Below are 25765 nucleotides of genomic sequence, written 5' to 3'. Positions count from 1 at the left end.
CCACCGAACTGCATTCCACCGTCCGTGATCACGCTTACTGAGAGCGACAGGAAGGGTGATCATCCTATGAACGCACAGGGCGGTAGCTTACATGAGAGCGAAGAACGAGTGTCATGAAGGTGGCCACCGCGAGTGAGCCCGCGGCGTAGGCCAACTCGACACGCGTACGCAGCTCCAGCGGACTGAGGGTGACCGCCACCAGGACCACCGTTCCCACGATCCACGCCATGAGCTGCATACGGGCACCGCCACTCGTGAGCAGCGCCTGCCCCAGCACCATGGCCAGCATGTACAGCACCGTGCCGAGCGACAGCCAGGCGAAGTCGGCCGCCCCGAGCACGTCCGGCGCGCCGAACACCGTCGGCAGCAGCGCCGGCCCGAGCGCCACCGCGCCGATGCCTCCGGCCACGCCGAGCCCGGCCGTGACGGACGCCGCCCGCACCAGCAGCCGCCGGTAACCCTGGGTGTCCCCCTTGGCCGACGCCGCCGACAGACCCGCGAGCAGCGACACCTGGAAGGCGCCGAAGACGAAGAGCGGCACGCGGGCCAGGACCAGCGCCGACAGCAGCGCCGCGACCAGGGCGTCGTCGTCGGTCGCGATCACCTTGGTACTGATCACCGCGATGTTGACCAGCAGCTGGGCCAGCAGCGTCGAGCCGACGAGCAGCCCCAGGTGCTCGATCAGCTCACGCCACTCGGCCTGCGACCCGGCCCGCGCCCCCCGGAAGACCGGCTTGATCGTCGCGAGTAGGGCCAGCAGCGGCGCCACCGTCAGCACCGCCGCGAAGGCGAACACCGACTGCACACCGGCCACCGCGAGCCCCGCCGACAGCACGATGCGCAGCCCGCCGTCCAGACCGAGCTGTGTCCCGTAGGCCTCGAAACGGCCGAGCCCGGCGAGGACACCCCGCGTCACGTACGCCACGGCCAGCGCCGTGAAGGCGCCGCCGAGCGCGAGCACCAGGCTCGTGTCCCCGTGGAAGAACAGGTCGGCGACGTCCTGGGCGAACAGCGCGAGCGGCACGAGGACCACGGCGAGCAGCCCGAGGGAGAGCGCCGCGCCGCGCCGCAGCACCGGCAGCACCCCGTCGCCGCGCACCACGCGGCCGGCCACGATCCGGGTGATCTCCTGCTCGATGGGGAAGAACAGCCCCAGGCCGATGGAGGAGACCACGGTCCACAGGACCGAGAAGCTCGCCATGTCGTCGACGGCGAGCGTGTGGCCCGCCGCCGCGAGGTGGACGTAACTGGCGACGCCGAGCACCGCCGTACCGGCGCCGACGAAGGCCGTGCCCCGCGGCAGTGCCGTGGAGATGCGCTCCAGGAGGCTCACGCGCCCGTCCGCCCCTCCGCGGTCATCGTCCCCAGGGCCTCGGCGAGCTGATCACGCCAGTGCGGCTGCGCCGCCACACCCGCCTCGGCCCACCGGTCGTGCGCGAGCACGCTGTACGCGGGCCGTACGGCCGGCCGTACGAACTTCTCCGAGGACGTCGGGCGCACCCGCTCCGGGTCGAGACCGGCCAGTTCGAACGTGGCCCGTGCCAGGTCGAACCAGGTGCCCGAGCCGGACGCGGTGCCGTGGTAGACACCTGCCCGCGCCCGTCCGGTGAGGGCCGCCTCGCCCAGCTCCGCGATCTGGAGGGCGAGCGCGACGGTCCAGGTGGGCTGGCCGAGCTGGTCGTCGACCACGTCCACGGTCTCGCGGCGGGTCGCGAGGTCCAGCATGGTCGAGACGAAGTTGCGCCCGTGCGCGCCGTACAGCCACGCCGTGCGCACCACGTAGCCGAGCTCGGGCAGCAGCTCCGTCACCGCCCGCTCACCGGCGAGCTTGCCGCGCCCGTAGGCGTTGACCGGCGAGGTCGGGGCGTCGTGCGGATACGGCTCGGTGCCGTCACCGGGGAAGACGTAGTCGGTGGACACCTGGATGAGTACGGCGCCCTCGGCGGCGCACGCCTCGGCGAGCACCCGTGGACCCTCGCCGTTGATCCGGGTGGCCGCGGCCTCGTCGGCCTCGGCGCCGTCCACGTCGGTCCAGGCGGCGGCGTTCACCACGACGCCGTGGCCCGCCACCGCGGCGCGCACGGCGGCGGCGTCGGTGATGTCCAGTTCCCCGCGGGTCGGCGCGGTGACCGACCGCGTCCCGTCCTGGGTGAGCACCTCGGTGAGGTCACGGCCGAGCATGCCGCCCGCGCCGGTTATCAGCCAACGGGTCATGCCGGAAGCGCCGCCTTCGCCTTGAGCGGCTCCCACCAGGAGCGGTTGTCGCGGTACCACTGGACGGTGTCGGCCAGGCCCTGCTCGAAGGTCACGAGCGGCGTGTAGCCGAGCTCCTCCTGGATCTTGGCGATCGACAGGGAGTAGCGCAGGTCGTGGCCCTTGCGGTCGGCGACGTGCTCGACCATGTCCCAGCCCGCTCCGCACGCGTCCAGGAGCATGCCGGTGAGCTCCTTGTTGGTGACCTCGGTGCCGCCGCCGATGTGGTAGATCTCGCCGGCCCGGCCGCCGCGCAGCGCCATCTCGATGCCCCGGCAGTGGTCGGAGACGTGGAGCCAGTCCCGCACGTTCAGGCCCTCGCCGTACAGCGGTACCTTCCTGCCGTCCAGCAGGTTCGTGGTGAACAGCGGGATCATCTTCTCGGGGAAGTGGTACGGCCCGTAGTTGTTGGAGCAGCGGGTGACCACGACGTCCATGCCGTGCGTGCGGTGGTACGACAGCGCCAGCAGGTCCGAGCCGGCCTTCGAGGCCGAGTACGGGGAGTTCGGCGCCAGCGGCCAGTCCTCGGTCCACGACCCCTCGGCGATCGAGCCGTACACCTCGTCCGTGGACACGTGCACGAACCGGCCCACACCGTGGCGCTTCGCGGCGTCGAGCAGGACCTGGGTGCCCAGGACGTTCGTGGTGACGAACGGTGAGGAGTCCGTGATCGACCGGTCCACGTGCGACTCCGCGGCGAAGTGCACCACCGCGTCCTGGCCGCGCATCACGTCGTCGACCGTGCCGTAGTCACGGATGTCACCGCGGACGAACGTGTAACCGGCCTGGCCGGCCACCGGCGCGAGGTTCTCCTCGTTGCCGGAATAGGTCAGATTGTCCAGGACGGTGACCTGGGCGTCCTCGCCCGAAGGCAGCTGTCCGAGAAGCGACGCCCGCACGAACTGTGAACCGATGAACCCGGCGCCGCCGGTGACGAGAATCTTCATAAGAGCCAGCATTCTATGGGCACACCGGCCGGGACCGTTCAGTGGTCGTTCAGGGACGGTTCAGTGGCCGTTCTCACCCTGGGTGTCCGCCGGACGGCCATGCGTCCTGACGTAGTCTGCCTTCCCATGCGTGGAATAGTGCTTGCCGGTGGTACCGGCTCCCGGCTGTGGCCGATCACCCGTGCCGTGTCCAAGCAGCTGATGCCGGTCTTCGACAAGCCGATGATCTATTACCCCCTGTCCACCCTGATCATGGCGGGTGTGCGGGACATCCTGGTCATCACGGGTCCCGACGAGCGTGCGCAGTTCGAGCGGCTGCTGGGGGACGGGAGCGATCTCGGACTGGACATCCGGTTCGCCACCCAGGAGAACCCCAACGGAATCGCCGAGGCGTTCGTCATCGGTGAGGACTTCATCGGCGACGAGCCGGTCGCGCTGATCCTGGGCGACAACATCTTCCACGGGGTCGGGCTCGGCCGGCAGCTCGCCAAGTACAGCGAGCCCGACGGCGGTGTCGTCTTCGCGCACGCCGTCTCCGACCCGTCCGCGTACGGAGTCGTCGACTTCGACGAGCAGGGCCGTGCCCGCTCCATCGAGGAGAAGCCGGAGCACCCCAAGTCCCGCTACGCGGTGCCGGGCCTGTACTTCTACGACAGCCGGGTCGTCGAGATCGCCAAGGAGCTCGAGCCGAGCGGCCGCGGCGAGCTGGAGATCACCGACGTCAACAAGTACTACCTGGACCGGGGCGAGCTCCAGGTCTCGGTCCTCGACCGCGGCACCGTCTGGCTCGACACCGGAACCTTCCAGTCGCTCGTCCAGGCGTCCGAGTACGTGCGTGTCGTCGAGGAACGCCAGGGCATGAAGATCGGCTGTATCGAGGAGGCCGCCTGGCGTGCCGGTCACATCGACGACGCGCGGCTGCGCGCACTCGCCGAGCCGCTGACCAAGAGCGGCTACGGCGACTACCTGCTCAACCTGCTCACCCACCAGGCCTGACGGCGGACGGACTGTGTCGATGAAGATCAACCCCCTGGGTATCGAAGGCGCGTGGGAGTTCGTCCCCCGGCAGCACGGCGACGCCCGCGGTCTCTTCCTTGAGTGGTACAAGGCCGAGCACATGGCCGAGGCCGTCGGCCACCCGCTCGACCTCAAGCAGGGCAACCTCTCCGTGTCCGCGGCCGGTGTCGTGCGCGGCATCCACTTCGCCGACGTGCCGCCCGGCCAGGCGAAGTACGTCACCTGCGTACGCGGCGCCGTACTCGACGTGATCGTCGACGTCCGGGTCGGTTCGCCCACCTTCGGGCAGTGGGAGACCGTCCGCCTCGACGACCGGGAACGCAAGGCCGTCTACCTCTCCGAGGGGCTCGGCCACGGCTTCTGCGCGCTGACCGACGACGCGACCGTCACGTACCTCTGCTCCGAGGGCTACGCCCCCGAACGCGAGCGGACCGTCCACCCGCTCGACGCGGAGATCGGCATCGAGTGGCCGGTGACCGGCCCGCCCGAGCTGTCCGCGAAGGACGCCCAGGGCCCCACACTGGCCCAGGCCAGGGAAGCGGGAATCCTGCCGCGGTACGAGGAGTGCCTGGCGTTCCGCCGCACGCTCGCGGCGCGCGGCTGAGACACCTCCTCCGGCAGCCGGCCGGCGCGCGGCTGAGACACCTCCTCCGGCAGCCGGCCGGCGCGCGGCTGAGACACCTCCTCCCGCCGGCGCGCGGCTGAGGCGCCCCTCCGGCGTCCCGGCCCGCGCCGCCGCCGCCCGGGCCGGCCGCGCCCACGAGGGGCTCGGCCGTTCGGCCCGCCCGCGGTCCCGGACGAGACATGACCGGGCCCGCCCCGGCAGGGCGGAACGGCGCCACCGGCGCGGCTGAGCCGGCCGGTGGGCGGGGGATCGCAGGGGAGGCCGCCCGCGCGCCGGTGCCACGACCGGCGGGGCCGGCGGCCCCGCCACGCGGCTAGTCCCGCCCCCGCCGCTTCGGAGTGACGGTGACCGGCCCAGGCGCCGCCTTCGCCTGCCGTGGCCCCGGGAGCGGGAGTTCGGCGGCCAGCCGCCGTGCCATCCGGGCCCGGTGCTCCTCGGCCGCCGCGCACAGGGCCCGCACGGCACCGGCGAAGCGCTCCTGGGACGGCGGGTCGGCCGGCCCGAGCAGGCGCAGGGCCAACGCGGCGCGTTCCCCGGCCAGTTCGTCCCGGTCCGGATGCCTGACGGTGTCCAGCAGGTCCGGCACCCCGGCCGCGTCCGGCGTCAGCACGGTCGCCGCCGCCACCGTCGGGAACGTCTTGCGGAACCCGTCCTCGGCCAGCCCGCTGGTGTTGGCCACCGCGTACGGCTTGCCGCTCGCCAGGAAGTCGCTGACCACGCTCGACACGTCGCTGATCAGCAGGTCGGCCCGGTTGAAGCAGGCATAGAGGGGCGGCCGGGCATCCGTGACGACCTGGTGCTCCCACTCGGGCAGCGAGGCCCAGTACGCCTCCTCCCAGGCGGCCGTCGCCCGCGTCACCGCCTCGGCCCGCCCGGGCTCCGGCGCCGGCCTGCGCAGCATCCGCTCCACCTGGTCGGCGGCGGAGCGGAAACCGGCCGCGGTGAGCCGGTCCAGTTCCGCCGTCCGCCGGGCCAGCTCGGCGGACGCCGACGCCTCCGGCCGGGGTCCGCTCCGCTCCCTGTTCGCCGCCCGCACCAGCTCCCGGACACGCAGGTCGGCGGCCCCGGCCCGCGGATCCACCGATCCCGTCAGCGGATGCGGCTTGTACAGCAGCCGCACGCCGGGGTCCGCGAGCAGCGCCCGTACGAGGTTCTCGCCGGCCTCGACCACCGACGTGTTCCCGGGGTTGCCGTCCCAGCCCTCCCAGGTCGGCGCGTACAGGACCGTCGTGAACGCACCGGGAGCGGGCGGACCCGCGTACGGCCGTACGGCCTCCAGCTGCGGGCGGCCGATCTCCACCACGTCCTTGTCCTCGACGCCGACCTCCGCCTGCGCGTACCGCTCGCGCGCCGCCGGGCCGGCGACCCACACCTCGTCGTACGCCTTCGCGTACGGGTTGCACGAGGACAGCTTGTCGCTCTCCCCGTGGTTGACGAAGGCGTGCTTGATCGTGGGGATGCGCAGGACCTGCGAGGTCTTCCCCGAGTTCGACGGGTGGAGGAGGACGCGGAGCGTGGAGTGCTCCAGACACATCAGCGTGGACACCTTCGGCAGGCACACGACCGGGATGTCGGTCGCCGCGATCCGCTGCACCATGAAGCGCTCCCGCAGCACGATCAGTGGCCGCCCGTCCAGCCGCGCGAGGGGCTCCAGCCACATGTTGGCCTGGTACGCCGAGGACGCCCCGCCCGAGAAGTACAGGCCGACGGTCGGCCGGTACTCCGCCAGCCAGGCCTCGAACCAGTCGAGCACCTCCCGCTCGCCCGCCGGCCGGCGCCCCGGCAGCAACCGGACCAGCAGCGCCCCCAGGCCCGCCAGCGCCACCGTCAGGGACAGCGCGAGGCCGGCCGCGCCGTACACCGGCGCGTCGGTGGCCGCCGTGGCCAGCAGCCCGGCCGTCGCCGGCAGCCCGAAGGCCGCCAGCCGGGGCCCGGGGCGGCGCAGCAGAAGAGGGGGCGCCGGGGTCAGGCGCAGCGCCGAGGCGTCGATGTTGCGGGTCACCACGGGCAGCGTCCGGGTGCGCCGGACCAGCACGGACACCGCCTGGATCGCCCAGTGCAGCCCGTAGAAGGCGAGCAGCCCGGCGACGAGCGGCGCGTACACCGTCTCCCGGTGCTGCTCACCGAGCCGCAGCAGGCCCACCACGAGCAGCAGGTCCCGCAGCACGTGCCGCACCGTGACGTCGGCGTGCGACTTGGCGAACAGGGACACCATGCCCCGCTGCCAGCGGTACAGCATCCCCTCGGCGGCCAGCGAACCGGCGGTGGCGGCGAGCAGCAGCGGCACGTGCGGCAGCAGCGCGCCCACGGCCTGCGCGGCGGAGGCGGTCGCCAGCACGCCGAGGACGAGCAGTTTCACGGCGGTCTGCCGGCGGGGGAGACCGACGCGGGGGAGACCGACGCGGGGGAGACCGCGGCGGGGACGGCTGCGGCGGGACAGGGGTAGGGGCACTGCGGTCGCTCCAGGCTTGTCGCGCATCGGACATCCGGGTTAACGCCGGTCGACCACCCGACGACACGCGCGTGTTGACCGCGCCCGTGACGCGGTGGCCGCCGCGGCCCCTGTCCGCAGCCTGGACCGCGGCGCGGGGCACGGCGCCCTTCGCGTAGATTGCCCGGCGAGCGCAGGGATTCGGCGCGCGTCGACGGGAGAGGCGGACGGGGCCGTGGCAGGGGCAAGGCAGGCCGTGGGCGAGGCCCGCAGGATCGTCGTCAAGGTCGGTTCGTCCTCGCTGACCACCGCGGCGGGCGGCCTGGACGCCGACCGGGTGGACGCGCTCGTCGACGTGCTGGCCAAGGTGCGGGGGACGGACAAGGAGATCGTCCTCGTCTCCTCCGGTGCCATCGCCGCCGGCCTCGCCCCGCTGGGCCTGCGCCGCCGCCCGAGCGACCTGGCCCGTCAGCAGGCCGCCGCCAGCGTCGGCCAGGGCCTGCTGGTCGCCCGCTACACCGCCTCCTTCGCCCGCTACGGCGTCCGCGTCGGCCAGGTGCTGCTGACCAGCGACGACATGAGCCGCCGCGCCCACCACCGCAACGCCTCCCGCACCCTCGACAAGCTGCTGGCGATGGGCGCCTTCCCGATCGTCAACGAGAACGACACCGTCGCCACCGACGAGATCCGCTTCGGCGACAACGACCGCCTCGCCGCCCTCGTCGCCCACCTGGTCCGCGCCGACCTGCTGGTGCTGCTGTCCGACGTGGACGGCGTGTACGACGGCGACCCGAGCAGGCCGGACACCTCGCGGATCCCCGAGGTGCACGCACCGGCCGACCTGGCGCACATCGAGATCGGCAGCGCCGGAAAGGCCGGCGTCGGCACCGGCGGCATGGTCACCAAGATCGAGGCGGCCCGCATCGCCGCCGCCGCCGGTATCCCCGTGGTGCTGACCAGCGCCGTCCACGCCGCCGACGCCCTGGCCGGCGGCGACACCGGCACCTACTTCCACGCCACCGGCAAACGCTCCGCCGACCGGCTGCTGTGGCTCCAGCACGCCTCCACCCCGCAGGGGGCGCTCGTCCTGGACGACGGGGCGGTGCGCGCGGTCGTGGAGGGCCGCAAGTCGCTGCTGCCGGCCGGGATCGCCGGGGTGGAGGGCGAGTTCGCCGCGGGTGAGCCCGTGGAGCTGCGGGACGGCGCGGGGCGCGCGGTGGCCCGGGGGCTGGTCAGCTTCGACGCCAAGGAGATCCCCCGGCTGCTCGGCCGCTCCACCCGGGAACTGGCGCGCGAACTCGGGCCGGCGTACGAACGCGAGGTCGTACACAGGGACGATCTGGTGATCCTGCACCCGTAATGGGTCGAAACGTCCCCGAATCGGCGGTGGACGTTCCGCAAAACCGCCCCGCGATCTTGCGCGGGCTGCTCAACTTTCCTCAGGGACCAGCCCGGCCGACCACCGGGCCGAGCCGTGTGCGTGAAGGAGGCCGTCGTGAGCGGAGTGCGCCCTGGAACGGCGGCGTCCCGCGACGGTACGGGCTCCCGCGGCGCCACCGGCTCCCGCGGTGTGACGGGTGCCCGGCCCGGCGGCGGGGCCCGCAACGGGTCGCCCCGCGCCGCCGGTGAGGAACGCGCCCTGACCAGCGTCGCGGCCGGCGACCGGTTCCGGGGCGATGAGCCCGAGCACACCCCGCGCCTGTGGCACGTCACCCTCAGCGTCTCCGGCGCCCGGTCCCCGCTCACCGAGGTGCGGCGCGCCCTGGAGCAGCTCGCGCACGACCACCCCTTCCTGCTGACCAGCCGGTACGCCGAGGACCACGCGGAGATCCGGTACTGGGAGGAGGCCCGCGACCTGCACGACGCCGCCGCGGTCGCCCTGCGCCTGTGGGGCGAGCACCGGCAGACCGCGGGACTGCCGCCCTGGGAGATCGTCGGCCTGGAGGTCATCGACCGGGCGACCTACCACCAGCGCATCGCGGCGGGGTACGGACCGGCGCCGGCGACACCGGTCGGAGTCCACCCCTTCTAGTGCGCCTCCTCCGGAGCGGTTCTGAGGACCTCCGGGCCCGTGCGGCACATGTCTCGGGGTGTGGAACGGCCGGTATGGGGTGCCGCGCGGCCTATTACGCTTCCCCCATGACCACGCTCTCGCCGTACGACTCGATGTCCCCGGTCACCCGGGCCGCCTACCGGGCCAAGTCCGCCGCGGCCGACCTCGCGCCGCTGCCGCGGGCCGCCAAGGACGACGCGCTGCTGGCCGTGGCGGACGCGCTGGAGGTCCGTACGAGCGAGATCGTCGAGGCCAACGCCCAGGACGTGGCCAAGGCCCGCGCCGCCGGTACCAGCGAGGCCATCGTCGACCGGCTGACGCTGACCCCGGAGCGGGTCCGCGCCATCGCCTCCGACGTGCGCGACGTCGTCGCCCTGCCCGACCCGGTCGGCGAGGTCGTGCGCGGCAGCACCCTCCCCAACGGCATCGACCTGCGCCAGGTCCGCGTACCCCTCGGCGTGGTCGGCATCATCTACGAGGGCCGCCCCAACGTCACCGTCGACGCCGCCGCCCTGTGCCTGAAGTCCGGCAACGCGGTCCTGCTGCGCGGCTCCTCATCGGCCTACCGGTCCAACACCGCCCTCGTCCGGGTCGTCCGCGACGCCGTGGGCGGGGCCGGGCTGCCCGCCGACGCCGTGCAGCTGGTGCCCGGCGAGAGCCGCGAGAGCGTGCGCGAGCTGATGCGCGCCCGCGGCCTGGTCGACGTACTCATCCCGCGCGGCGGCGCCTCGCTGATCAACACGGTCGTCCAGGAGTCCACCGTCCCCGTCATCGAGACCGGCACCGGCAACTGCCACGTCTACGTCGACGCGCAGGCCGACCTCGACATGGCCGTCGACATCCTGATCAACTCCAAGGCACAGCGCGTGAGCGTCTGCAACGCCGCCGAGACCCTCCTGGTCCACCAGGACATCGCCGCCGACTTCCTGCCCCGCGCGCTGGACGCCCTCGCCGAGGCCGGGGTCACCGTGCACGCCGACGAGCGCGTGATGGCGTACGCCGAGGACTCCAAGGTGACGGCCGTCGAGGCCACGCCGGAGGACTGGGAGACGGAGTACCTGTCGTACGACATCGCCGCGGCGGTCGTCGACTCGCTCGACAAGGCCGTCGAGCACATCCGGCTGTGGACCTCCGGCCACACCGAGGCCATCGTGACGACCTCGCAGCAGGCCGCCCGCCGCTTCACCCAGCTGGTCGACTCCACCACGGTGGCGGTGAACACCTCCACCCGCTTCACCGACGGCGGCCAGTTCGGCTTCGGCGCCGAGATCGGCATCTCCACGCAGAAGCTGCACGCCCGGGGCCCGATGGGGCTGCCGGAGCTGACCAGCACCAAGTACATCGTCACCGGTGACGGGCACGTACGGCGCTGACGGGCGGGTCCCGGCCGAGGCGCGCACGCCGTGGGCACATGTCCACGGCACGCGCCCCCGGGTACACCCGTGATCCGATCGGGGCATCTCACCCACCGGATGATTTTCCCCGCCGTCTGCCCAAATCGACCCCCCAGGTCTACGCTGTACCCGTGCCGGAGGACGTGGGGGGTAGGCCGTTCCCTGACGGCTGGGAGCCCGACGACGATCACGACCGCGGGGTGTCGGACGAAGAGTTCGCCTCCGTGGTCTTCGACGAGGCCTTCGTACAGGCGGCCGTGGTGCACGAGCCGACCGCCGTCGAACGCCTCCTGGCCGCCGCGCAGGCCAGAGCCGAGGCCACCGAGGCGGAAGCGGCCCGCCGCGGCCGCAGCAGAGCCGAGCGCTACGACGACGGGTACGGCGATTTCGGCCATGATCCCGACCTCGACGACCCGGACGACGACCGCGACCTCCTCGACCGCCCGTACGGGGCTCCCCCGGCGTACGGCAAGCAGGTCCGCTGGCACCGGCCCGTCGCCTGGATGCTCGCCCTCGTGATGGGCGTCGGCATGGTCGCGCTGGCCTTCGTCGCCGTCTACCGGGGCGCGTCCTCGGGCGGTGGCACGCAGCAGGTGCCGCCCCCCTCCTCCACCGGACCCGAGCAGGGCGGAACCGTGACCCCCTCCGCCTCCGCCGACTACTCCCAGCCCGCCGTGTCGGTCATTCCGCGCACCCCCTGACCTGCCGACGGCCGCCGAAAACCTGTCCCGACTTGGCCTGCACCGGCGCGTTTACGGGACCTTCCGCGGACCTACCCTGAAGGTATGGCAGGCCTTGGCGATCCGCCCGGAGGGGCGCCCGAGGGCGCACCCGGAGGCGGGGAGGACGAGTACCGATCCGTCGTCTTCGACGAGTCGTTCGTCCGCGCTGCCCGCCTCGAGGAGTTCTCCGCCCAGCAGCGCCTGTCCGACCACGCGCCCGCCGTACGCCGCCGTACGCCGCTGCGCCGGGCCGGCCTGTCCCGGCAGGCCCTGGTCCTGCTCGTGCTCATCGCCGTCGCCTTCGGCACCGCCATCTACATGGGCGTACGGCACCCGTACCAGACCCCCGCCGCGCAGCGGGCCGTGGAGCCGGCGCGGATGACCGTCGTCCCGCTCGCCCCCCAGGGCCGGGTGCCCGGCGCCGACGACGCCGCGTACCTGTACGAGCGCAGTCCCGCCGCGCACTTCCGGTCCGCGGCGAAGGGCGTCCCGCTGCCGGACCACCGGCGCACCGCGCACTTCTCGGACGACCAGGTGCTGAGCGCGCTGACCACCGCGAAGAACTACATCGTCCGCTCGGCGCTCGACCCGGACGTGCTCGTCGGCGGGGAGGTCCGTTCGGTGCGGATGCTGCTGGACCCGGAGCAGCTGGACCAGTTCGACGACGGCATCGACAGGCCCGCCGCGGACGGCCGGCACGCGCCCACCGGATGGCTGGTGCGCTTCGACCGGGCCCGTGCGGAGCTGGCCGACGCCGAGATCCGGGTGCACGGCAGTCTGCGGGCCGTGGAGAGCGACGCGTCCACGCTGGAGGTCAGCGCCGACCACACCATGGTGTACCCGCTGCGGCCCGCGGGTGACGACCGGGCCGAGACGTCGCTGTTCACCGTCCGGCGCGAGCTGCGCTTCCGTTTCGACCGGGACGACCTGCGGCTGCACCAGACGCAGCTCGTCACCTCCTACGTCCAGGCCGGACCGCTCTCCTGCGCCGACAAGTCGGCGGACCACCTCCGCCCGCTGCTCGCGGGCCGGACGGCCGGGACCGGCACCCCCGCCGGCACCGACCCGTACACCACGGACAACGCCACGGCCCTGTGCGGCACCCTCGCGGCGAGCGCCCAGCCGAGGGTGTGAGGGCCGGGTGTGTCCTGCCCGCCCGGCGTCGGCTCAGGCGCCGTCGCGCGGCGGGCGGTCGTCCGGGGTCTCGGGGCCGCTCGGGCCGCCGGTCCCGTCCGGGCCCTCGGACGACCCGTCCGTGTCCTTGGGCGACCCGTCCGTGTCCTTGGGCGGCCTCGGCTGGGACGCCGTGAAGCCGCCGAAGCCCCGGCGCATCCGGTCGCCGAGGTCACCGGCGCCGCCCGCGATGTCGTTCACCAGCTTCATCAGCGGGTCCTTGGAGCCGCGCACATCCGTGGCGTAGCTGGACGCCGACTGGCGGAAGGAGTCCCGGACCGAGGTGTCCTTGTCCTCCTCGCGCCGCGGGTAGTGACCGTCCATGATCCGCTGGTAGTCCCGGGACTCCGCCCACTTCCTCAGCTCGGCGGCCCGCACCGTGGTGAAGGGGTGGGTGCGGGGCAGCACGTTCAGGATCTTCAGCACGGAGTCGCGCAGGTCGCCGCCGGCCTCGTACTCGTCGGCCTGCTCCAGGAACGCGTCCACGTTCATCTCGTGCAGGTGGTTGCCGCCCGCGATCTTCATCAGGCCCCGCATGGAGGCCTGCAGGTCCTGGCCGACCAGGAGACCCGCCCGGTCCGCGGACAGCTCGGACTTGCGGAACCACTCGCGCAGCGCGGTCACGATCGCCATGATCGCCAGGTTGCCCAGCGGGATCCAGGCGACCCGGACGGCGAGGGAGGTCAGGAAGAGCAGGACGGTCCGGTAGACCGAGTGTCCGGACAGCGCGTGCCCGACCTCGTGCCCGACGACCGCCCGCATCTCCTCCTCGTCCAGCAGTTCGACGAGTCCCGTGGTGACGACGATGATCGGCTCGTCCAGGCCGATGCACATCGCGTTCGGAGTCGGGTCCTGGTTGACGTACATCGGGGGGACCTTCTCCAGGTCCAGGATGTAACAGGCGTCGCGCAGCATGACGTTCAGATGGGCGAACTGCCGGTCCGAGACGCGTACCGAGTCGGACAGGAACAGCAGCCTCAGGCTGCGCTCGGGCAACAGGCCGCTCAGCGCCTTGAAGACCGTGTCGAAGCCGCTCAGCTTGCGCAGCGCCACCAGGGCGCTGCGGTCGGCCGGATGCTCGTACGCACGCGAGGAGATTCCGGGGAAGCGCCTGCGCTGCCTGCTCGGCACGTTCTCGTGCCCGTTGTGCTGGTGGCCGTCGGACATGTCTTCCCCCATGTGCGTGTGTGAGGCCTGCGCGTATGTCTGGCCCTTTACGAACCCTTGTATGGCCCTTTGCTCCCCCGGAGCCGAGCCCAGCCTAGGCGGAGATACCGTGGACGGGCAGTGCAACGAAGGAGTCCACGTCATGGCGCACACCCCCCACACCGACTGGCTCGCCACGGTGGTGGCCGCGGCCGAGCAGCAAGGGCCCGGGAATCTGCTCCGGGTCGTGCTGATCGTGATGGTGGTGGGCTGTGTGCTGACCGCGTGGTTCCTGCTGCGGGGGTACAAGCGGAAGGACGACTGAGGCGATCCGAAGGTTCCCCGGTCCGGTCCCCAACGGCGGAGTCGGCGTGATCGTCCGTGAGGCGCCCGCATACGATGAGCGGACGTCTTTATCCCGCCCACACCGGATAGGTCCTGCCGAAGATGAGCTTCCACAGCACCGCTGCCCAGTTTGTCACCCTCGCCTCCGAGGGCGGCGCGGAGCACAGCGGCAACCACCAGAGCCTCAGCCCCTACGTCACCGGCATCGGAGCGTTCATCGCCCTGATGCTTCTGCTGTGGATCACCACCCGGTTCAACCGCGACCGCTGAGCACGGAGGCTGTGGGGGCGGCGGGAGCTCTCGGGCCGGGCCGGTAGGGTCTGCACGCATGGGAGAGCAGGACATGCCTACCGGTCCGGCGCACGACACGTCGAACACGCCGGCGCGTGACACACACAGCCGCACGGTGCCCGCCCGCGTCACCGACCGGAGCAGCGGCCCGTCGCCGTCGGGCAAGCGCCGTCTCGGCGTCATGGGCGGAACCTTCGACCCGATCCACCACGGGCACCTCGTGGCGGCCAGCGAGGTCGCCGCGCAGTTCCACCTCGACGAGGTGGTGTTCGTGCCCACCGGCCAGCCGTGGCAGAAGAGTCACCGCACCGTGTCCGCGGCCGAGGACCGCTATCTGATGACGGTCGTCGCGACCGTCGAGAACCCGCAGTTCTCGGTGAGCCGCATCGACATCGACCGCGGCGGTCCCACCTACACCGTGGACACCCTGCGCGACCTGCGCGCGCTCAACCCGGACGCGGACCTGTTCTTCATCACCGGCGCCGACGCCCTCGCCCAGATCCTCACCTGGCGCGACAGCGAGGAGCTGTTCTCCCTCGCGCACTTCATCGGCGTCACCCGGCCGGGCCACCACCTGACGGACGACGGACTCCCCAAGGGCGGCGTCTCGCTCGTCGAGGTCCCCGCCCTCGCCATCTCCTCCACGGACTGCCGTGCGAGAGTCGCCAAGGGCGACCCCGTCTGGTACCTGGTGCCCGACGGAGTCGTGCGCTACATCGACAAGCGCGAGCTGTACCGCGGCGAGTGAGCCGAGAGGGGCACCGGTGAACGACGGATACGACGCGGGGTACGACGGCGGCGACCAGTACGAACTCGTCGGATACGACGAGTACGGCCGGCCTGTGTACCGCCACGCCCAGGGCCAGGCCCCGGCCCCGCCCGGCGGTCAGCAGCCGTACGACGCGTACGCGCAACAGCGGGACCAGCAGTACGGGCAGCAGGGGTACGGCTACGACCCGTACGCCGCGGGCGGGCAGCAGCCCACCCCCGGCTACGACTCCTACGGCTCCCCGACCGGCTACGACACCGGCCCCCAGCCCCCCGTCCCCGGTTACGAGGGTTACGAGGGTTACGCCTCCGGCGTGCCGCAGGGCGGCCGGGCCGCGCCGACTCAGCACGACCCGTACGACCCGTACGACCAGGCCGCGGCCGGCGGCGGGCAGCCCCGGGTCGCCGAGCAGACCGCCTACATCCCGCAGCAGGCGGGCCCGCCCGGGGAGCCGGAAGGGGAAGCCTCCGCCAGGACCGCCGAACCCGACCGGGAGTACCGCACCGAGCAGTTCGCCTTCGTCGAGGAGCCGGCCGACGACTCCGAGGACGTCATCGACTGGATGAAGTTCACGGAGAACCGCACCGAGCGCCGCGAGGAGGCCCGGCGGCGCGCACGCGCGCGTGTCGTCGCCCTGGTCGCAGTCCTGGCGCTGGTCGCGGTCGGCGGCGTCGGCTACCTCTGGTACGCCGGAAAGCTCCCCGGAACGTCCTCCTCGGACGACAGGGCGGGCGGTACGACGACGGCCGGCGCCCAGAAGCGCGACGTGATCGCCGTCCACCTGCACGACACCAACGGCGGCGGCACCTCCACCGCCCTGCTCGTCGACAACACCACCACCAAGCAGGGCACCACCGTGCTGCTGCCGAACTCCCTGGCCCTGACCGGCGACGACGGCACCACCACCACGCTCGCCAAGTCCGTCGACGACGCAGGCCCCGACGCCACCCGCACCGCGCTCGACTCGGCCCTCGGCACCGACATCGAGGGGACCTGGCGCCTGGACACGCCGTACCTCCAGATCCTCGTCGACCTGGTCGGCAACATCGAGATCGACACCGACACCGACGTCCCCGACCCGGAGGCCAAGGACAAGGGCGCCACACCCCTCGTACGCAAGGGCGAGGGGCAGACCCTCAGCGGCAAGATGGCCGTCGCCTACGCCACCCACCGCGGCTCCGGTGAAGCGGCCGACGCCGAACTGCAGCGGTTCGGACAGGTCATGCAGGGTGTGCTGCGCAAGCTCTCCTCGGATCCCGCGGCCGCGACGACCACCATCCAGACCCTCGGGCTGATCCTCGACCCGCCCCTGACCGAGAAGGACCTCGGCTCCTTCCTCGCCGGGCTCTCCGACCTCGCCAAGGGCGGCGATTTCAAGACCACGCTGCTGCCCGTGCAGGACGACGGCAGGCTCAGCGCCGAAGCCGGTGCCGGCGTCGTCAAGGACGTCCTCGGCGGCACCGCCAAGAGCCCCGACAAGGACGCGGCCGTCAGCGTCTCCGTCCGCAACGCCACCGGCGTCGAGGACCGCGCCGGCAAGGCCCGCGTCGTCCTCCTCAACGGCGGCTTCACCTTCCTGGAGGGCGGTACCGCGTCCGGCACCGAGGCGTCGTCGAAGGTCGTCTACGCCGAGGCCGCCGACAAGGAGAACGCCGTCCAGGTCGCCAAGACCCTGGGCCTGTCCGCCGCCTCCGTCACCCAGGGCGAGGTCTCCGCGAACGCGAGGGTGTCGGTCGTCCTCGGCCAGGACTACGAGCCCGCCTCGTAGGAGGCGGGTGATTGTCACGTGGGCCGTCGTCGGCGGTCGTGAGACCCTTGAGGTCAACCGACCGCCGACCCGAAAGCCAGGCAGTGACCGCGACCGACCGCTCCATCGAACTCATCAACACCGCCGCGCAGGCGGCAGCCGACAAGCTCGCGCACGACATCATCGCCTACGACGTCAGCGACGTGCTGTCGATCACGGATGCCTTCCTGCTGGCCTCCGCGCCCAACGACCGCCAGGTCAAGTCGATCGTCGACGAGATCGAGGAACGGCTCAGCAAGGAACTCGGCACCAAGCCGGTACGCCGCGAGGGCGACCGGGAGGCCCGCTGGGTCCTGCTCGACTACGTCGACATCGTCGTCCACGTCCAGCACAGCGAGGAGCGCGTCTTCTACGCCCTGGAGCGGCTGTGGAAGGACTGCCCCGAGCTGGAGCTGCCCGCCGACGCCAAGGCGACCCGCGGCAAGGCGGAGGAGCACGCCAGGCTCCGGGCCGCCGAGGAGGCGACGGAGACCGACGGGGACTGGCGATGAGCGCCACCGGCGAGGTGACGGCCGGGCAGCCGGGCCGCGGCCGGCGCGTCATCCTCTGGCGGCACGGCCAGACCTCGTGGAACGTGGAGCGCCGCTTCCAGGGCACCACGGACGTCGGGCTCACCGGGACCGGCGTCGCCCAGGCCCGCCGTGCCGCCCGGCTGCTGGTCGGCCTGAGGCCGGACGCGATCGTCGCCTCCGACCTCAGCCGGGCCGCGAACACGGCAGCCGAACTCGCCGCGCTCACCGGCCTGGACGTGACCCTGGAAGAGGGCCTGCGGGAGACCTACGCGGGCGTCTGGCAGGGGCTGACCCACGACGAGATCATCGCCCGGCACGGCGAGGAGTACGCGGCGTGGAAGCGCGGCGAACCGGTCCGCCGCGGCGGAGGTGAGCTGGAGACGGAGGTGGCCGACCGCGCCGCCCCCGTGGTGCTCCGGCACGTCGAGAAGCTCCCCGAGGACGGCACCCTCGTCGTGGTCAGCCACGGAGGCACGATCCGCACCACCATCGGCCGCCTGCTGGGTCTGGAATCGCACAGCTGGGAGAGCCTCGGCGGCCTGACCAACTGCTGCTGGTCCGTCCTGGGGGAAGGCGTCCGCGGCTGGCGTCTGCTGGAGCACAACGCCGGCACGCTGCCGGAGCCGGTGCTCGGCGACGACGACTGAGCGCCGCTCGGCGGGCCCGGGACCCGGATTTCACTTTCCGGCAGGTCGCAGGCTAAAGTTCTTCTTGTTCGCACCGCCGAGCGGAGCGAAAGACCATGTGGCTCGGCCACGTGGCACCAGGGGCTATAGCTCAGTTGGTAGAGCGCCTGCATGGCATGCAGGAGGTCAGGAGTTCAATTCTCCTTAGCTCCACAGTCACGGACGAATCCCGTCCCCCTCGGGGGGCGGGATTTTTCGTCTCCGTCCGCTTGAGCAACAGGCGCCCCACAGGCGTATACCGCTGTGGGCCTCCGTGTCCGGACTGGTACTGAGGCGTCGCTGACCGTATTGGCCCGGTCGTGGCAGAATCAAACGGCCGGAAGGGGACCGCGACCCGACGGGAGGGAGTGGCGATGCCTGCGAGCATCCTCGAGGAGGTCGGTCACCTCCTCGGCTCAGCGGTGGCACGGAACACGTCGCCCCGTCTCAGCTGCCCCTCCTGCGGTTCCGGGCACGTGGCCCAAGTCCTCGGAGACAACGGCGGAATCTCGTACGTGTGCACGGCCTGCGGCCACAGCTGGAGCTGATCGATGGGTGCACACAGGCGAAAATGCGACTGGTGCGGCAGCGGCACCCCGATCGTGCGGGACATGGAGCCGGTCAATCCGGACTACCAGTACTGGTGCGAGGAGTGCGCGCGGGCGCTGATCATAAAAGGCGACCCGATCGAGACGTACCGCGAACTCGAGGGCGAGCCGATCTACGGCCGGCTCCTGGAGGAGCACTGCACGCTCAAGCGGTTCTATTCGTTCGTCACGGCCTAGCGCCACGGCGCGGAGGCACGGCGGCTCCCGCAGGGTGCAGCAGAGCAAGAGGGCAAAACGGGCAAAGTGGAAACGATTTGGTGTTGTGCCCGGTCGACCGTGTAATGTTGGCGTCGCCGCCGGGGAAACCGGGCGAAACGAACGACATGCGGCTCCGCCGCGTGGCAGCAAGGGGCTATAGCTCAGTTGGTAGAGCGCCTGCATGGCATGCAGGAGGTCAGGAGTTCAATTCTCCTTAGCTCCACAAGAAGAAGGAGAAACCCCCCGGATCTCAGATCCGGGGGGTTTCCTCATGTGCGTCTTCCGTGCCTCCCCCCGCGTCAGCGGCCGAGTGCCCGGCGACCGCGCCCCTGCGGCAGGACCGGCAGGTTGGTCCGCGAGGACGGCGCCTGCCCGCGGGTCTCCTCCTCGATGCGCAGGGCGAGCGCCGGACAGCGGCGCACCGCGCGGACCGCCTTGGCCTCCGCGAAGCGCGGTACGTCGGCCTGCGCGACGGTCGGAAAGCCGTCGGCGCCGAGCTGGAAGACTTCCGGGAGGATGTCCGCGCACAGACCGTGGCCCCGGCACAGCGTCCAGTCCACGTGGATCTTCTGGCGGCTGAGCCCGTCCTCCTCCCCGCCGCCGCCCGGGATACCCGTTGGCGTCCTGCCGCCCTCGAAGAGCGGCAGAACGCCCTCCACGGGCCGTCCGCAGCCGTTGCCGAGGACATGGGCGGCGAGATCGTCAGTGAACGCCTTGACGGTCGACTCCAGGAACATCGCCGAGCCGTCCGGGTGTGAGCAGGCGCCGCGCCGCTTCACGTTCCGCGCGACCTGCTTGACCGCCTCCAGGGCGGCCGGGCCGCCGCCGTTCAGGATGTCCTCCAGGCCGCGCGCGGCGGCCGGCAGACCCAGGTAGCAGGGACCGCACTGGCCCGCGCTCTCCTGCGCCAGCCACTGTGCCACCCGCAGCGACTCGCCCAGCGGGCAGGTGTCCTGACTGATCGGCAGGATCGCGCCCGCGCCGAGCGAGCCGCCCGCCTGCTGCAGGGAGTTGCGGGAGACGATCGCCTCGTCGACGGCCGCCGCGTCGATCCACTTGCCGTGATAACCGCCGGTCAGCACGCCTTGCGGCACCGGTGGGGCGCCGGCCAGCTGCAGGACGTAGCGCAGCGGCACGCCCGTCGGCACCTCGACGACCATGGGGCGGGCCACCGCCCCGGAGACGGTGAGCAGGACGGTGCCCGGCTCGTCGTACAGGCCGGTGTTGCCGTAGCGCTCCGGCCCGATGCGGGCGGCGATCGCCAGCTGGGCGAACGTCTCGGCGTTGGACAGCAGGGTCGGCGCGCCGCCGACGCCGCTGCGGGACGCGCTGACCTTGCGGCCGGGCGGGACCGCCGGGCCGCCGTCGATGGACCGGATCAGCGAGGCCGCCGCGCCGGTGACCATGCGCACCGGATTGCGCTGCACGCGCGCGCGGAGGGCCGACCGGCGGCCGTTGCTCAGCCCGCGCTCGGCGAGGGCGGCCTCCATGGAGCGCTGTGTGGACTCACGGGTGACCCCGATGACGAGCGTGCGGGCGCCCATCGCCTCGGCACACAGCAGCGCGCCGTCCAGGATCAGGTGCGGGGCACGGTTGATGAGCACCGTGTCCTTGCGGCAGGCCGGCTCGTCCTCGCTGCCGTTGACGACCACGACCGGGCGTACGCCGCGCTTGATCGCGGCTTCGGCGACCGAGCGCAGCTTCTTGTGGAAGGGGAAGCCCGCGCCGCCGCGGCCCCTCAGGTTGATCCGTTCGGAGAGCTGTGCGAGCTGTTCGCCGCCCAGCGGTTCGAGCGGCCCGTGCACCTTGAGGTGCATGGGCAGGTCCAGGCGCTCGACAAGGTCGAAGCCCGACGTGAGCTGGGGAAGACCGACCACGCGGACTTCTGGGACGTCGGGCAGGGCCTCGTTCAATTGCTGCCTCCGGAAGGCGTGTTCCAAGGTTCGCCCGAACCCGGCGCGTCGAAGTCGTAGGCCGACGACGGCGCACCGGGGGTCGGTTCGGTGGCGGGACCGCTGTTGTACGTGTCGTTCGGGTAGTACGTGCCGTGGACGGTGTTCGCCTCACCGGTGTCGTACACGTCACTCGAGCCGTGACCGTGACCCGAGCCGTGCCCGGAGCCGTGACCCGAGCCGTGACCCGAGCCGTGCCCGGAGCCGTGACCCGAGCCGTCCCCTGAGCCGTGACCCGAGCTGTGATCCGTGGCGTCCGGATTGCCGTGGACCGGGACGGTGTGTCCCGTGTCGTTGAGCGGGTCGTAGGCCGACGGGGGTGCCTCGCCGACCGGTGGCGGTGACGGGACGGGCCAGCGGCCCGGGGTGCTGCCGCCGCCGTCCATGAGGGGCGTCGCCTCGGTGGGCCGCATGTCCCGGGGCAACCGCGTGGGTGCGGTCGGGTCGGCCGTCAGTGGCCTCCGGCGCGTGCCGGAGGGGCCGGACACGGCACGGTAGGCCGCCGCGAAGCCGCCCGCGGGCTCCGCGGGAGTGAGGCGCTCCGCGGGCTCGTAGAGCGGTGCCGACGGGGTACGCGCGCGTGGCCGCGACGCCCCGGCGCTCTCGTAAGGCGGCAGCGCGGAGCCGGCCGCCGTCCGGGTCCGGCTCTCCTCCGGTTCCTCACGGGCCGCCCGCTCCCCGGCCTCCAGGAACCCGGCGATCCTGTCGGCGACCCTGCGCTTGACCGGGCGGGGCGCCGCGCGCAGCGCCAGGGCCGCCATGACGCCGAGCACCGACAGGCCGTACAGGACCAGGAAGACCGGCTTCGCCGCGCGACCCGCGTAGAGCCCGTGCAGCAGGGCCAGGCACCACGCCGGGTAGGCCAGCATGTGCATGGCCCGCCAGCGGGAGGCCACGGGGGAGGCGGACGCGAAGCGGTTGCGCAGGGCGCCGGTGACGCCCACGAAGATCATGAGCATGCTGGCCAGCGTGCCGAAGCCGATGAGGAGGCCCCGGCCCCCGAACGCCTCGTCGTCCGTGGCCAGGAGCCCGAAGGGGACCACCGCTGCGACCCAGGTGGTGTGCTCCAGTGCCAGCTTGATCCCGATGTGCACCAGCAGGAACACGACCGACGCGACCGAGGTGGTCCGGTGCACCGCCTGGGCCAGGATCCGCCGGCGGGTGTCGAGGACGATCCGGTCCTGGGCGACCAGTCCCCAGATCACCGAGCAGCTGAGGAGGACGAGGGAGAGGACGCCGGCACCGAAGTCGAGGAACTCGGCGAAGGTGTCGTCCACCGTGCTGTCGTTCGTCACCACGTCACTCCCCACGTCACGCAGGCGCGGGGAGGGCGGGAGCTGTCGCCGCGGGGGCGGAACAGGGGAGGGGTGGGAGGATGCGGCAGGTTCGGCGGGTTCGGCGGGTTCGGCGGGTTTGCAGGGTTCATGGGGCAACTCCGGAGCGGTTCGGGGTAGCGGTCCCGCTGCCGCACTCTAAGTGGCGCCATACCCGTGGGTAGGGGGTTTGAGTTATTGCGTTGTTATCAAATGACAATGCAGTCGTAGTGGTGTCCCATAGTGGTTGTTACGCGGAGTAACCATTGGCCTCGGGGGAGGAGGTGGCGCGGGCGGTCGGAAGCCCCTCGCGACCCGCTCGACGACTGCGGTACCCTGACGCCATGCGTGCCGTACGCCTTCTGCTTAGCGAGCCGCGCTGATCAGTCCCGACCCCGGTCGTAGTCCGGTGGCCGGAATCGGCGCGGCGTCCCCTCCTGTGCGAGGGGATTTTTCATTTCCCGGCATTCACAGCCGCTGGTCTTGAATGTCGCAGCCGCTGGCAGAGACGATCGATGGAGCTTTGAGGATCATGAGCGAGACGAACCCCGCGGCGACCGCCCCTGTGTCGGCGGACGCCGCGCCGCACCGCTACACGGCTGCCATGGCCGCCGAGATCGAGGCACGCTGGCAGGACTTCTGGGACGCCGAGGGGACGTACGCCGCGCCGAACCCCGAGGGTGACCTGGCGGGCGACCCGGAGCTGGTCGCCAGGCCCAAGAAGTTCATCATGGACATGTTCCCGTACCCCTCCGGTGCGGGCCTGCACGTCGGCCACCCCCTGGGCTACATCGCCACCGACGTCTTCGCCCGCTTCCAGCGGATGACCGGCCACAACGTCCTGCACACCCTGGGCTTCGACGCCTTCGGCCTGCCCGCCGAGCAGTACGCCGTGCAGACCGGCACGCACCCGCGCGTCTCCACCGAAGCCAACATGAAGAACATGCAGAGCCAGCTGCGCCGGCTGGGTCTGGGCCACGACAAGCGCCGGTCGTTCGCCACGATCGACCCTGAGTACTACAAGTGGACCCAGTGGATCTTCCTGCAGATCTTCAACTCCTGGTACGACGACGACGCGAAGAAGGCCCGTCCGATCGCCGAGCTGGTCGCCCAGTTCGAGGCCGGTGAGCGTGCAGTCCCCGGCCACCCGGGGCGCGCGTGGAGCGCTCTGAGCGACGCCGAGCGCGCCGACGTGCTGGGCGGCTTCCGCCTGGCCTACGCCTCCGACGCGCCCGTCAACTGGTGCCCCGGCCTGGGCACCGTACTGGCCAACGAGGAGGTCACCGCCGACGGCCGCTCCGAGCGCGGCAACTTCCCCGTCTTCAAGTCCAAGCTGCGCCAGTGGAACATGCGCATCACCGCCTACGCCGACCGGCTGCTGGACGACCTGGACGAGCTGGACTGGCCCGAGGCCATCAAGCTGCAGCAGCGCAACTGGATCGGCCGCTCCGAGGGTGCCCGCGTCGACTTCCCCGTCGACGGGGAGCGCATCACCGTCTTCACCACCCGCCAGGACACCCTCTTCGGCGCGACCTACATGGTGCTGGCGCCCGAGCACCCGCTGGTCGAGAAGTTCACCCCGGCCGCCTGGCCCGAGGGCACGCACGACGTGTGGACCGGCGGTCACGCGACCCCGGCCGAGGCCGTCGCGGCGTACCGCGCGCAGGCCGCGTCCAAGTCCGACGTCGAGCGGCAGGCCGAGGCCAAGGACAAGACCGGCGTCTTCATCGGCGCCTACGCGACCAACCCGGTCAGCGGCGAGCAGGTCCCGGTGTTCATCGCCGACTACGTGCTGATGGGCTACGGCACCGGCGCGATCATGGCCGTCCCGGCGGGCGACCAGCGCGACTTCGAGTTCGCGCGCGCCTTCGAGCTGCCGATCCGCTGCATCGTCGAGCCGACCGACGGCCGGGGCACCGACCCGGCCACCTGGGAGGACGCCTTCGCCTCCTACGACGCCAAGATCATGAACTCGTCGAACGACGAGATCAGCCTGGACGGCCTGGGCGTCGTCGAGGCCAAGGAGCGCATCACCGAGTGGCTGGAACGCACCGGCACCGGTGAGGGAACCGTCAACTTCCGCCTGCGCGACTGGCTGTTCAGCCGCCAGCGCTACTGGGGCGAGCCCTTCCCGGTCGTCTACGACGAGGACGGCATCGCCCACCCGCTGCCTGAGTCGATGCTGCCGCTGGAGCTGCCCGAGGTCGAGGACTACTCGCCGCGCACCTTCGACCCGGACGACGCTGACACGCAGCCCGAGACGCCGCTGTCGCGCAACGAGGACTGGGTCAACGTCACCCTGGACCTGGGCGACGGCCGCGGCCCGCGCAAGTACCGGCGCGAGACCAACACCATGCCCAACTGGGCCGGCTCCTGCTGGTACGAGCTGCGCTACCTGGACCCGCACAACAGCGAGCAGCTGGTCGACCCGGAGATCGAGCAGTACTGGATGGGCCCCCGCGAGGGCCTGCCGCACGGCGGCGTCGACCTGTACGTCGGCGGTGCCGAGCACGCCGTGCTGCATCTGCTGTACGCGCGCTTCTGGTCCAAGGTGCTGTTCGACCTGGGGCACGTCTCCTCGGCCGAGCCGTTCCACAAGCTGTTCAACCAGGGCATGATCCAGGCGTACGTCTACCGGGACAGCCGCGGCATCGCGGTGCCGGCCGCCGAGGTGGAGGAGCGCGACGGCGCGTTCTACTACCAGGGCGAGCAGGTCTCCCGGCTGCTGGGCAAGATGGGCAAGTCCCTGAAGAACGCGGTCACTCCCGACGAGATCTGCGCCGAGTACGGTGCCGACACCCTGCGCCTGTACGAGATGGCGATGGGCCCGCTGGACGTCTCCCGGCCGTGGGACACGCGCGCGGTGGTGGGCCAGTTCCGGCTGCTGCAGAGGCTGTGGCGCAACGTCGTCGACGAGAACACCGGCGAGGTGACGGTGGCGGACGTCGCGGAGTCCGACATCGACACGGACACCCTGCGCGCCCTGCACAAGGCCATCGACGGCGTACGGCAGGACCTGGAGGGCATGCGGTTCAACACCGCCATCGCCAAGGTCACCGAGCTGAACAACCACCTGACGAAGGTGGGCGGCACGGTCCCGCGCACGGTCGCCGAGAGCCTGGTGCTGCTGGTCGCGCCGCTGGCCCCGCACGTCGCCGAGGAGCTGTGGCGCAAGCTGGGGCACACGGATTCCGTGGTGCACCGGGACTTCCCGGTCGCCGACCCGGCCTACGTCGTCGACGAGACCGTGACCTGCGTCGTGCAGATCAAGGGCAAGGTCAAGGCGCGGCTGGAGGTCGCCCCCTCCATCTCCGAGGAGGACCTGGAGAAGGCGGCGCTGTCCGACGAGAAGGTCGTGGCCGCGCTGGACGGGGCCGGGATCCGCAAGGTGATCGTTCGGGCGCCGAAGCTGGTGAACATCGTCCCCGCGTGACGCGTGACGCGTGACGCGTGACGCGTGACGCGTAGCGCGTGACGCCGGGCGGCGGGGCCGGGCGGCGGGACCGGGCGCTCGGGGTTGTCCCCTACGGGACGGGCCGAGTCC

General features: G+C 71.9%; 22 protein-coding genes and 2 tRNA genes. 17 read left to right on the top strand and 7 right to left on the bottom strand.

Annotated features, from left to right (window positions below):
• Positions 1-64: 64 nt before the first annotated feature.
• Genes ACH4F2_RS01095 through rfbB form a run of 3 tightly spaced genes read right to left on the bottom strand, consistent with a single transcriptional unit; the run spans position 65 to position 3200 of the window.
• Positions 65-1333 carry a lipopolysaccharide biosynthesis protein gene (locus ACH4F2_RS01095; RefSeq protein ID WP_398130575.1) on the bottom strand — a complete coding sequence of 423 codons (1269 nt, stop codon included), beginning with the start codon at positions 1331-1333 and terminating at the stop codon, positions 65-67.
• Complete coding sequence (rfbD, locus tag ACH4F2_RS01090; protein WP_398130574.1) at positions 1330-2214, bottom strand: dTDP-4-dehydrorhamnose reductase; 885 nt, start codon at positions 2212-2214, stop codon at positions 1330-1332. The genes ACH4F2_RS01095 and rfbD overlap by 4 nt, the downstream gene beginning before the upstream one ends.
• On the bottom strand, positions 2211-3200 hold the full coding sequence (gene rfbB / locus ACH4F2_RS01085; RefSeq protein WP_398130573.1) for a dTDP-glucose 4,6-dehydratase: 990 nt from the start codon (positions 3198-3200) through the stop codon (positions 2211-2213). Before rfbB ends, rfbD begins: the two co-directional genes overlap by 4 nt.
• Before the next feature lie 126 nt (positions 3201-3326).
• Between rfbB and rfbA the strand changes: the two genes are divergently transcribed.
• Both rfbA and rfbC read left to right on the top strand, forming a co-directional pair.
• Positions 3327-4196 carry a glucose-1-phosphate thymidylyltransferase RfbA gene (gene rfbA, locus ACH4F2_RS01080; protein WP_398130572.1) on the top strand — a complete coding sequence of 290 codons (870 nt, stop codon included), beginning with the start codon at positions 3327-3329 and terminating at the stop codon, positions 4194-4196.
• 25 nt (positions 4197-4221) lie between these two features.
• Positions 4222-4821 carry a dTDP-4-dehydrorhamnose 3,5-epimerase gene (rfbC, locus tag ACH4F2_RS01075; protein ID WP_398130889.1) on the top strand — a complete coding sequence of 200 codons (600 nt, stop codon included), beginning with the start codon at positions 4222-4224 and terminating at the stop codon, positions 4819-4821.
• A 334-nt stretch (positions 4822-5155) separates the two neighbouring features.
• Here the strand turns inward: rfbC and ACH4F2_RS01070 are convergent, their stop codons facing one another.
• A complete protein-coding gene (locus tag ACH4F2_RS01070; protein WP_398130571.1) occupies positions 5156-7321 on the bottom strand; it encodes a hypothetical protein in 2166 nt (721 codons plus the stop codon).
• A gap of 187 nt (positions 7322-7508) precedes the next feature.
• Between ACH4F2_RS01070 and proB the strand changes: the two genes are divergently transcribed.
• The 5 genes from proB to ACH4F2_RS01045 all read left to right on the top strand — a co-directional run bounded on the left by proB (position 7509) and on the right by ACH4F2_RS01045 (position 12576).
• Positions 7509-8633: a glutamate 5-kinase gene (proB, locus tag ACH4F2_RS01065; protein WP_398130570.1), complete on the top strand. Its 1125-nt coding sequence runs from the start codon at positions 7509-7511 to the stop codon at positions 8631-8633.
• A 135-nt stretch (positions 8634-8768) separates the two neighbouring features.
• Positions 8769-9305, top strand: coding sequence for a hypothetical protein (locus ACH4F2_RS01060; RefSeq protein ID WP_398130569.1), 537 nt, complete (start codon positions 8769-8771; stop codon positions 9303-9305).
• 107 nt (positions 9306-9412) lie between these two features.
• Complete coding sequence (locus ACH4F2_RS01055) at positions 9413-10699, top strand: glutamate-5-semialdehyde dehydrogenase (protein ID WP_398130568.1); 1287 nt, start codon at positions 9413-9415, stop codon at positions 10697-10699.
• A gap of 152 nt (positions 10700-10851) precedes the next feature.
• Positions 10852-11421, top strand: a complete 570-nt coding sequence (locus ACH4F2_RS01050; protein WP_398130567.1) for a hypothetical protein — start codon at positions 10852-10854, stop codon at positions 11419-11421.
• An 84-nt stretch (positions 11422-11505) separates the two neighbouring features.
• Entirely contained in the window at positions 11506-12576 is a 1071-nt protein-coding gene (locus ACH4F2_RS01045; protein WP_398130566.1) for a hypothetical protein, read from the top strand.
• Positions 12577-12609: 33 nt separating this feature from the next.
• Here the strand turns inward: ACH4F2_RS01045 and ACH4F2_RS01040 are convergent, their stop codons facing one another.
• Positions 12610-13782, bottom strand: a complete 1173-nt coding sequence (locus tag ACH4F2_RS01040; protein WP_398130565.1) for a M48 family metallopeptidase — start codon at positions 13780-13782, stop codon at positions 12610-12612.
• Between the two features lie 142 nt (positions 13783-13924).
• Between ACH4F2_RS01040 and ACH4F2_RS01035 the strand changes: the two genes are divergently transcribed.
• The 9 genes from ACH4F2_RS01035 to ACH4F2_RS00995 all read left to right on the top strand — a co-directional run bounded on the left by ACH4F2_RS01035 (position 13925) and on the right by ACH4F2_RS00995 (position 19179).
• Positions 13925-14086, top strand: a complete 162-nt coding sequence (locus ACH4F2_RS01035; protein WP_398130564.1) for a hypothetical protein — start codon at positions 13925-13927, stop codon at positions 14084-14086.
• A gap of 122 nt (positions 14087-14208) precedes the next feature.
• Entirely contained in the window at positions 14209-14376 is a 168-nt protein-coding gene (locus ACH4F2_RS01030) for a hypothetical protein (protein WP_398130563.1), read from the top strand.
• A gap of 58 nt (positions 14377-14434) precedes the next feature.
• Positions 14435-15145, top strand: a complete 711-nt coding sequence (gene nadD / locus ACH4F2_RS01025) for a nicotinate-nucleotide adenylyltransferase (protein WP_398130562.1) — start codon at positions 14435-14437, stop codon at positions 15143-15145.
• Between the two features lie 16 nt (positions 15146-15161).
• Positions 15162-16934 (top strand): LytR C-terminal domain-containing protein, encoded by a 1773-nt coding sequence (locus ACH4F2_RS01020; RefSeq protein ID WP_398130561.1) that lies wholly within the window; start codon positions 15162-15164, stop codon positions 16932-16934.
• A gap of 83 nt (positions 16935-17017) precedes the next feature.
• Positions 17018-17464 (top strand): ribosome silencing factor, encoded by a 447-nt coding sequence (gene rsfS / locus ACH4F2_RS01015; RefSeq protein WP_398130560.1) that lies wholly within the window; start codon positions 17018-17020, stop codon positions 17462-17464.
• On the top strand, positions 17461-18132 hold the full coding sequence (locus ACH4F2_RS01010; protein ID WP_398130559.1) for a histidine phosphatase family protein: 672 nt from the start codon (positions 17461-17463) through the stop codon (positions 18130-18132). The genes rsfS and ACH4F2_RS01010 overlap by 4 nt, the downstream gene beginning before the upstream one ends.
• A 119-nt stretch (positions 18133-18251) precedes the next feature.
• A tRNA-Ala gene (locus tag ACH4F2_RS01005) sits at positions 18252-18324 on the top strand.
• A gap of 377 nt (positions 18325-18701) precedes the next feature.
• On the top strand, positions 18702-18935 hold the full coding sequence (locus ACH4F2_RS01000) for a hypothetical protein (protein WP_003976229.1): 234 nt from the start codon (positions 18702-18704) through the stop codon (positions 18933-18935).
• Positions 18936-19106: 171 nt separating this feature from the next.
• Positions 19107-19179, top strand: a tRNA-Ala gene (locus ACH4F2_RS00995).
• Positions 19180-19255: 76 nt separating this feature from the next.
• On the opposite strand, the gene ACH4F2_RS00990 is transcribed toward ACH4F2_RS00995, so the two are convergent.
• Together ACH4F2_RS00990 and ACH4F2_RS00985 are read right to left on the bottom strand one after the other, a co-directional pair.
• Positions 19256-20869 (bottom strand): NADH-ubiquinone oxidoreductase-F iron-sulfur binding region domain-containing protein, encoded by a 1614-nt coding sequence (locus ACH4F2_RS00990; RefSeq protein WP_398130558.1) that lies wholly within the window; start codon positions 20867-20869, stop codon positions 19256-19258.
• Positions 20866-22206: a cytochrome b/b6 domain-containing protein gene (locus tag ACH4F2_RS00985; RefSeq protein WP_398130557.1), complete on the bottom strand. Its 1341-nt coding sequence runs from the start codon at positions 22204-22206 to the stop codon at positions 20866-20868. Before ACH4F2_RS00985 ends, ACH4F2_RS00990 begins: the two co-directional genes overlap by 4 nt.
• Positions 22207-22753: 547 nt before the next feature.
• Here ACH4F2_RS00985 and leuS point away from each other — a divergent pair.
• Positions 22754-25654: a leucine--tRNA ligase gene (gene leuS, locus ACH4F2_RS00980; RefSeq protein WP_398130556.1), complete on the top strand. Its 2901-nt coding sequence runs from the start codon at positions 22754-22756 to the stop codon at positions 25652-25654.
• Positions 25655-25765: the final 111 nt, after the last annotated feature.

This window comes from Streptomyces sp. NPDC017890 (genome assembly GCF_044328675.1).
In the GTDB taxonomy this organism is placed as follows: Bacteria; Actinomycetota; Actinomycetes; order Streptomycetales; family Streptomycetaceae; genus Streptomyces.
The sequence above is the reverse complement of the archived record's forward strand: the minus strand, read 5'-3'. Positions and strand labels throughout refer to the sequence as shown.

What these genes read in the sequence shown, in the direction of transcription:
- ACH4F2_RS01010 (WP_398130559.1), top strand. Translation starts at nt 17,461, where the DNA reads ATGAGCGCCACCGGCGAGGTGACGGCCGGGCAGCCGGGCCGCGGCCGG.
- ACH4F2_RS01055 (WP_398130568.1), top strand. Translation starts at nt 9,413, where the DNA reads ATGACCACGCTCTCGCCGTACGACTCGATGTCCCCGGTCACCCGGGCC.
- ACH4F2_RS01000 (WP_003976229.1), top strand. Translation starts at nt 18,702, where the DNA reads ATGGGTGCACACAGGCGAAAATGCGACTGGTGCGGCAGCGGCACCCCG.
- leuS (WP_398130556.1), top strand. Translation starts at nt 22,754, where the DNA reads ATGAGCGAGACGAACCCCGCGGCGACCGCCCCTGTGTCGGCGGACGCC.
- ACH4F2_RS01045 (WP_398130566.1), top strand. Translation starts at nt 11,506, where the DNA reads ATGGCAGGCCTTGGCGATCCGCCCGGAGGGGCGCCCGAGGGCGCACCC.
- rfbB (WP_398130573.1), bottom strand. Translation starts at nt 3,200, where the DNA reads ATGAAGATTCTCGTCACCGGCGGCGCCGGGTTCATCGGTTCACAGTTC.
- ACH4F2_RS01035 (WP_398130564.1), top strand. Translation starts at nt 13,925, where the DNA reads ATGGCGCACACCCCCCACACCGACTGGCTCGCCACGGTGGTGGCCGCG.
- ACH4F2_RS01070 (WP_398130571.1), bottom strand. Translation starts at nt 7,321, where the DNA reads ATGCGCGACAAGCCTGGAGCGACCGCAGTGCCCCTACCCCTGTCCCGC.
- nadD (WP_398130562.1), top strand. Translation starts at nt 14,435, where the DNA reads ATGGGAGAGCAGGACATGCCTACCGGTCCGGCGCACGACACGTCGAAC.
- ACH4F2_RS01040 (WP_398130565.1), bottom strand. Translation starts at nt 13,782, where the DNA reads ATGTCCGACGGCCACCAGCACAACGGGCACGAGAACGTGCCGAGCAGG.
- ACH4F2_RS01030 (WP_398130563.1), top strand. Translation starts at nt 14,209, where the DNA reads ATGAGCTTCCACAGCACCGCTGCCCAGTTTGTCACCCTCGCCTCCGAG.
- rfbA (WP_398130572.1), top strand. Translation starts at nt 3,327, where the DNA reads ATGCGTGGAATAGTGCTTGCCGGTGGTACCGGCTCCCGGCTGTGGCCG.
- rfbD (WP_398130574.1), bottom strand. Translation starts at nt 2,214, where the DNA reads ATGACCCGTTGGCTGATAACCGGCGCGGGCGGCATGCTCGGCCGTGAC.